Here is a 6,633-nt window from a genome sequence, read left to right on the forward strand (position 1 = left end):
TTCCTCTACTCCAAGCCCGAGTCCCTCGTCGGCTACCGCAACCTCACCCCCGAACTCCTCGCCCCCGACACCGCCGGCGCCTACGCCCAGAAGCTCGGACACCTCGCGCTGACCCTCGCGGCCTGGAGCGAACCCGTCGCGCTCACCCTCGCGCCCGAGGCCGACGCCGTCCTCCTCGCCTACCAGCGCGTCACCGAGTCCCGGCTGCGCAAGGACGGCCCCCTCGCGCCCATCATCAACTGGGCCAGCAAGCGGGACGGCGCCGTCGCCCGCATCGCCGGGCTCCTCCACCTCGCCACCCACCCCGAGGACGCGTGGCACCGGCCCATCGCCGCCGAGACGATGGCCGCCGCCACCCGGCTCGGCGACTACTTCACCGCCCACGCCCTCGACGTGTTCAACGCGATGAAGGCCGACCCCGCCCAGGAATCCGCCCACACGGTGCTGACCCACCTGAGCGAGACCCGCACCGCGAGCTTCACCAAGCGCGACCTCTTCCGCGCGATGCCCCGCAGTGAGTTCGCCGCCATGGGAGACCTCGACCCCGCCCTGGACCTCCTGGAGGAACACGGCTGGCTCCGACAGCAGCCCCCGCCGCCCCGCACCACGCGCGGCGGCCGGCCGCCCTCGCCCCGCTACGAGACCCACCCCCGCGTCACCTCCGCCGCCTGAAAACCCCGAAACCGCTGACAGAACTGACAGAACCTCCCGACTAGCCCCCTGACCTGCGGAAACGAGCACTTTCGGAGCTGTGACAAAACCTCCGAAAACTCTGACAGAACTCAAAAAACCTCCCCCGGGGCCCGAGCGGCCCGGTCTGACAGAACCTAGGTTTTCGAGGTTCTGTCAGAGTTTTTTGAGGTTTTGTCACAGCGGCCAGAGTGACCAAAGCAGCAGGTCAGAGGCTATGCGGCGAGGTTCTGTCAGTTCTGTCAGCACTTTCCGGGGTTCCAGCGCCCCGGACCGAGCCGAAGGAACACGACCTGTGGCACGTCAGCCGATGCTCAAGCTCCCCGAGGTTCTCGCCGAACTCGACATGAGCCGCGCCGCCTTCTACCGGATGCGCGCCCGCGGTAAGGGCCCGCGTCTGATCAAGCTGCCCAACGGCCAGCTCCGCGTTCGTCGTTCGGACCTCGACAACTGGCTGGCCCAGTGCGAGGAAGCCGCCGCCGCCTGACCCACCCGCATCGAGGGGGCCCACCGCCTGGTGGGCCCCCTCGCCTCTCTGGAGAGACATGCTCACGTTCGACGTAGACATCTGGTCCATTCGGCAACGCAAGGGCCGTCCGAAGCCGTTCGAGCTGCGGTGGCGGGTCGGCAAGCAGGCTCACTCCCGAAGCTTCAAACTCAGGCCCCAAGCTGACGGCCGACGCTCCGAGCTCATGGCTGCGCTGCGCGACGGGCAGCAGTTCGACGAGGAGACCGGGCTCCCGGCGAAGGAGTTCGCCGCGCTCGCGATGCCCACCTGGTACGACCACGCCAGGGCGTACGTCTTGATGAAGTGGCCTGGAGCGGCGGCGAAGCACCGAGCGAGCATCGCCGAGTCGCTCGCGGTCGTGACGCCTGTCCTGGTGAAGGCCGGCAGCGGGCGCCCGGACTCGCGCGTTCTGCGGGCCGCGCTCTACCAGTGGGCGTTCCGGGTCGTGGACGGCCCCGACGGCCGGCCTCTCTCGCGTGCCGACGTCGACGAGCCGCCGAAGGACGTACGCGTAGCGCTCGACTGGATCGCCGAGCACTCGCTGAAGGTGGACGAAGCCGCGAAGCCGGAGCACGTACGTGCCGCGCTTACGGCCCTCTCCAGGCTCCTGAACGGCAAGCAGGCGGCCGAGAACACCGCCAACCGGAAGCGCATGGTGCTGAGCAACGCCTTCCGCTTTGCCGTGGAGGAGCGCGGTCTCATCTCCCGGCACCCCTTCCTGTCCGTCGACTGGGCCGCCCCTCAGACATCCGATGAGGTCGACTTCCGGTTCGTGCCAGGCCCTGGACTGGCGCGGAAGTTGCTCGGCGCGGTTGCCGCGCAGGGCGCTCGTGGCGAGCAACTGGAGACCTTCTTCGGGGCCGTCTACTACGTGGCCACACGGCCCGGTGAGGCTGCGGCGCTGCGAGAAAAGGACTTCCTCCTGCCGCCAGAAAGCGAGCCCGACGCATGGGGCGAAGTACTCGTCTCGGCGAGTCACCCCGAGGTCGGCAGCGGCTGGACCAACAGCGGGAAGTCGCACGACGAGCGCGGCCTGAAGCATCGAGCTCGAAGGGCTGTGAGGGCCGTCCCGATCCCGCCAGTCTTCGTCCGCATGGTCCGCGCTCACATCGCTCGCTTCGGAGTCGCGCCGGACGGTCGCGTCTTCCGGGCGGTGAACGGCGGCCGGCTCACGTCGAACGAGTACTCCGAGGTCTGGCAGAAGGCGCGCAGGGCCGTGCTCACCGAGCAGGAGCTCGCCACAGAGCTGGCTGACGTCCCGTACTCCCTGCGGCACGCCGCGATCTCTCTGTGGATCAAGTCCGGCATGGATCCAGTTGAGGCCGCCTACCGAGCGGGGCACAGCCTCGCCGTGCTGTACCGGTTCTACGCCAAGATCCTCAAGGGTGGGTCCGCTGCCGCCAACCGCCTTGTGGAGCAAGGGCTTCAGGCGGAGGAGTAGCCCGGGTTCTTGGCCCACAGATGGCCCATACGCACTGGTCAGGACCGGGATACGGGCGAGTCAGGGTGAGACAGGGTGAACGCAGAGGGCGGGCCCCGGAATCCGGGGCCCGCCCTCTGACCTGCTACTTCTCTGACCTGGCGGTGGGTGTGGGATTTGAACCCACGGTGACATCGCTGCCACGACGGTTTTCAAGACCGTTCCCTTAGGCCGCTCGGGCAACCCACCCTCGCTCCGGACCGCTTGGGGCGGAGCGGGCTACAGCGTACCGGGTGGGGAGAGGGTGCGGCGGGCGGCGGGACGGGGCGGGGGATTCGCGAAGGCGCGGGGGGTGTGACCGGAAAGGCGCCGGAATGCCACGGGTGCCTGAAGATCGCCGGGATCGCCGGGATAAAGTCCCCTTCACAACATCTCCACGTTTCTTGAGAAGAACAGAGGGCCGCAGGGTGCAGGGCACGATCGACGGGTTCAGCTATGGCATGGTCACGCCACTCGTGGGCTATGTGATGGCCTGCCTGGGCAGCGCGCTGGGGCTGCGCTGCACCGTGCGGTCGCTCGCGACCGGGCGGACCCGGAAGCCCGGGTGGCTGGCGCTCGGCGCCACGTCGATCGGGTGCGGGATCTGGACCATGCACTTCATCGCGATGCTCGGCTTCCAGGTGAGCGAGACGGACATCTCGTACGACGGCACGCTGACCTTCCTCAGCCTGCTCGTGGCGGTGCTCGTCGTCGGCGCCGGCGTCTTCACCGTGGGCTACCGCGGCGCGCGGCCCGCCCCGCTGCTCACCGCCGGCCTCTTCACCGGCCTCGGCGTGGCGGGGATGCACTACCTGGGCATGGCCGCCATGCGGATGAACGGCTCCCTGACGTACGAGCCCGGCGTCGTCGCGCTCTCCGTCCTCATCGCCGTCGTCGCCGCGACCGCCGCGCTCTGGGCCGCCGTCTCGATCCGCGGCTTCCTCGCCAGCCTCGGCGCGAGCGTGATCATGGGCATCGCCGTGACCGGCATGCACTACACCGGCATGGCCGCCGTGGGCGTCACGGTCGCCCATGACGCCCACGCCACCACGGGCGACGGCTCCTCCGTCATCGACGTGCTGCCGCTGCTCGTCGGTCCGCTGATCTTCCTGGTCCTGGCCGCCGCCGTCGTCATGCTCGACCCGATGCTCATCATGGGCGAGGACAAGCCCGCCGCCCGGCCGGCTCCGCGCATCGACATCGGCGACCTCCGGGCCGGCCTGAACGCGGACAACAACTGGGGCGTCACCGGCGGGAGTCCCGAAAGGGAGAGCCGGAGCCTCTGAGGAGCGCGGAAACGGCGCCGGGTGTCCCCCGGCGCCGTTTCCGCGTCCTCACGCGCGCGTGCGTCGGCTGTCACGCCTCGACTGTCGCGTGTCAGCTGTCGCGCCTCGGCTGTCGCGTGTCAGCTGTCACGCGTCTGCTGTCGCGCGTCAGCTGTCACCGGTGCGCTCGCCGAGGACCACCGTCGTCTTCGCCGTCTTGCCGTCGCGCTCGTAGGTGATCTCCACCGAGTCGCCCGGCTTGTGGGTCCAGATCTCGCTGATGAGCGACGGGCCGCTGTCGATGGGGTGGTCGCCGAAGGCGGTGATCACGTCACCGGGCTTCAGGCCCGCCTTGGCCGCCGGGCCGCTCGGCATCACCGCGTCCGTGCCGCCCGCACCCTGCTCGGCGATCCGCGCGCCCTCACCCTTGTCGTTCATGTTCACGGTCGCGCCGATCACCGGGTAGACCGGCTTGCCGGTCTTGATCAGCTGCTGGGCCACCGTCTTCGCCTGGTTCACCGGGATCGCGAAGCCGAGGCCGATGGAGCCCGCCTGCGACTGGCCGTAGCCGCCGCCGGTGGACTGGATCGCCGAGTTGATGCCGATCACCGCGCCGGCCGCGTCGAGCAGCGGACCGCCGGAGTTGCCGGGGTTGATCGAGGCGTCCGTCTGCAGGGCGCTCATGTACGAGTTGCTGCCGCCGCCGTCGCCCGAGGCCACCGGACGGTTCTTGGCGCTGATGATGCCGGTCGTCACCGTGTTGGAGAGGCCGAAGGGCGCGCCGATCGCGATCGTCGAGTCGCCGACCGCCACCTTGTCCGAGTCGCCCAGCGGCAGCGGCTTCAGCCCCTCCGGGGCCTTCTTGAGCTTGATCACGGCCACGTCGTAGCCCTCGGCACGGCCGACGACCTCGGCGTCGTACGTCCGGCCGTCCGAGAAGGTCGCGGAGAGCGTGCCGCCCTCCGCCGCCGACGCCACCACGTGGTTGTTGGTGACGATGTGACCCTGCTGGTCGTAGACGAAACCGGTGCCGGTGCCGCCCTCGCCCTGCGTGCCGCCCGACTTGGCCTGGATGGTGACCACGCTCGGCAGCGCCTTCGCGGCGACCGCCGCGACCGTGCCCGGCTCCCGCTTGAAGGAGGCGGGGGCCTCGCCGGAGGAGACCGTCGTGGACGCCGTGCCGCCGTCCTCGCGCTGGGCCGCCCAGTACCCGATGCCGCCGCCGATGCCGCCGGCGACGAGCGCCGCCACCAGGACCGCCGCGACGAGCCCGCCGGTGCGCCTGCGCGGCGCGGCCTGGTCCGCGGGCGGGGCCGGGACCGGCTCGCCCCAGGACGGGACGGCCGGGGGCGCCGGCGGCCAGCCACCGCCCCCGGCGGCCGCCGCCGCGGGTTCGGGGGCGTGCGCGGGCGCGTACGGGGCGGAGGCGGGCATCGAGGGCACGGGAGCGGGAGCCGGGGGCGCGGGCGGGACCGGCGGCTGGATCCGGGTCGTCGCGTCCGCGCCGGACGGCGCCCCGGGCTGCTGCTGCGGCTGCGGCTGCGGGGCCTCCTGAGGCTGCTGGGGCCGCAGGGCCTCCTGCGGGACCTGCGGTGCCTGCGCCGCCGGCGTCGCGGCGGACGGCGGGGTGGCGGGGGCGGGCGGCGTGGCGGGGGCGGACGGGGCCGTCGGGTCCGCCGGAACCTCGGTGCCCTCGTTCTCGGTGCTCACAGCTCGCTCTCCTCGTTCACGGCGCGGGGACGGTGACGGTCGCTCCAGGGTGCTGGACACAGCTTTTCCCACCGGGCGTCAGGCCGCGGTAAGGCGGAGCTGTGCGTACGCACCCCTTTCTTTATATCCGTACAGAACGGACAGGTCCGGTGTGCCCCGGCCGCCCCGCCAATGGCACCATGACGCGGTGACCCACGCACGGCAGCAACCGCACCCCGGCCCCGTCCAGGTCGTCGCCCACCGAGGAGCCTCGGAGGACGCGCCGGAACACACCCTGGCCGCCTACGTGAAGGCCATCGAGGACGGCGCCGACGCCCTGGAGTGCGACGTACGGCTCACGGCCGACGGGCACCTGGTCTGCGTCCACGACCGCCGCGTCGACCGTACCTCGAACGGCCGCGGGGCCGTCTCCACGCTCGAACTCGCCGACCTCTCCGCGCTGGACTTCGGCGCCTGGAAGAAGTTCAAGGAGCGCGAGGACTCCGGGGAGCCCGGCGAGATCCCCGACTGGGGCGACCCCGAGTACACCTCGGTCCTCACCCTGGAGCGGCTCCTGGAGCTGGTCTCCGACGCGGGCCGGCGGGTCGAGCTCGCCATCGAGACCAAGCACCCCACCCGCTGGGCGGGCCAGGTCGAGGACCGGCTGCTCGCGCTCCTGGAGCGTTTCGGCCTGCACGCGCCCGTGGCGCCCGAGGAGTCCCCGGTACGGATCATGAGCTTCTCGGCCCGTTCCCTGCACCGGATCACCGCCGCCGCGCCGACGCTCCCGACCGTCTCGCTCGCCCAGTTCGTCACCCCCCGGCTGCGCGACGGACGCCTTCCCGCGGGCGCGCGCGTGGCGGGTCCCTCCATCCGGATCGTCCGCCACCATCCGGCCGTCATCCTGCGCCTGCAGAAGGCCGGCCACCAGGTCCACGTCTGGACGGTGGACGACCCGGAGGACGTCGAGCTCTGTCTGCGCCTGGGCGTCGACGCGATCATCACCAACCGCCCCAAGGCCG

Annotated in this window: 6 protein-coding genes and 1 tRNA gene; 5 read left to right on the forward strand and 2 right to left on the reverse strand. The window is 71.2% G+C overall.

Annotation, left to right across the window (positions count from 1 at the left end; translation table 11 throughout):
- From AB0E19_RS17410 to AB0E19_RS17420, 3 genes are all read left to right on the forward strand, one after another.
- Window positions 1–672: DUF3987 domain-containing protein (locus AB0E19_RS17410; protein ID WP_362180166.1), on the forward strand; the 672-nt coding region annotated here is incomplete at its 5' end.
- A gap of 313 nt (window positions 673–985) precedes the next feature.
- Complete coding sequence (locus AB0E19_RS17415; protein ID WP_362180168.1) at window positions 986–1,177, forward strand: helix-turn-helix domain-containing protein; 192 nt, start codon at window positions 986–988, stop codon at window positions 1,175–1,177.
- Between the two features lie 58 nt (window positions 1,178–1,235).
- Window positions 1,236–2,639 carry a site-specific integrase gene (locus AB0E19_RS17420; protein ID WP_362180171.1) on the forward strand — a complete coding sequence of 468 codons (1,404 nt, stop codon included), beginning with the start codon at window positions 1,236–1,238 and terminating at the stop codon, window positions 2,637–2,639.
- Between the two features lie 138 nt (window positions 2,640–2,777).
- Here AB0E19_RS17420 and AB0E19_RS17425 read toward each other — a convergent pair.
- Window positions 2,778–2,867 (reverse strand) — tRNA-Ser (locus AB0E19_RS17425).
- A 218-nt stretch (window positions 2,868–3,085) separates the two neighbouring features.
- On the opposite strand from AB0E19_RS17425, the gene AB0E19_RS17430 reads away from it, so the two are divergent.
- Window positions 3,086–3,943 carry an MHYT domain-containing protein gene (locus AB0E19_RS17430; protein WP_362180174.1) on the forward strand — a complete coding sequence of 286 codons (858 nt, stop codon included), beginning with the start codon at window positions 3,086–3,088 and terminating at the stop codon, window positions 3,941–3,943.
- A gap of 147 nt (window positions 3,944–4,090) precedes the next feature.
- On the opposite strand, the gene AB0E19_RS17435 is transcribed toward AB0E19_RS17430, so the two are convergent.
- On the reverse strand, window positions 4,091–5,632 hold the full coding sequence (locus AB0E19_RS17435; protein ID WP_362180177.1) for a trypsin-like peptidase domain-containing protein: 1,542 nt from the start codon (window positions 5,630–5,632) through the stop codon (window positions 4,091–4,093).
- A gap of 187 nt (window positions 5,633–5,819) precedes the next feature.
- Between AB0E19_RS17435 and AB0E19_RS17440 the strand changes: the two genes are divergently transcribed.
- Window positions 5,820–6,633, forward strand: an 814-nt coding sequence (locus AB0E19_RS17440; RefSeq protein ID WP_362180180.1) for a glycerophosphodiester phosphodiesterase, incomplete at its 3' end; no start/stop codon positions are given.

It is taken from the genome of Streptomyces sp. NPDC047974 (assembly GCF_040653375.1).
GTDB lineage: Bacteria > Actinomycetota > Actinomycetes > Streptomycetales > Streptomycetaceae > Streptomyces.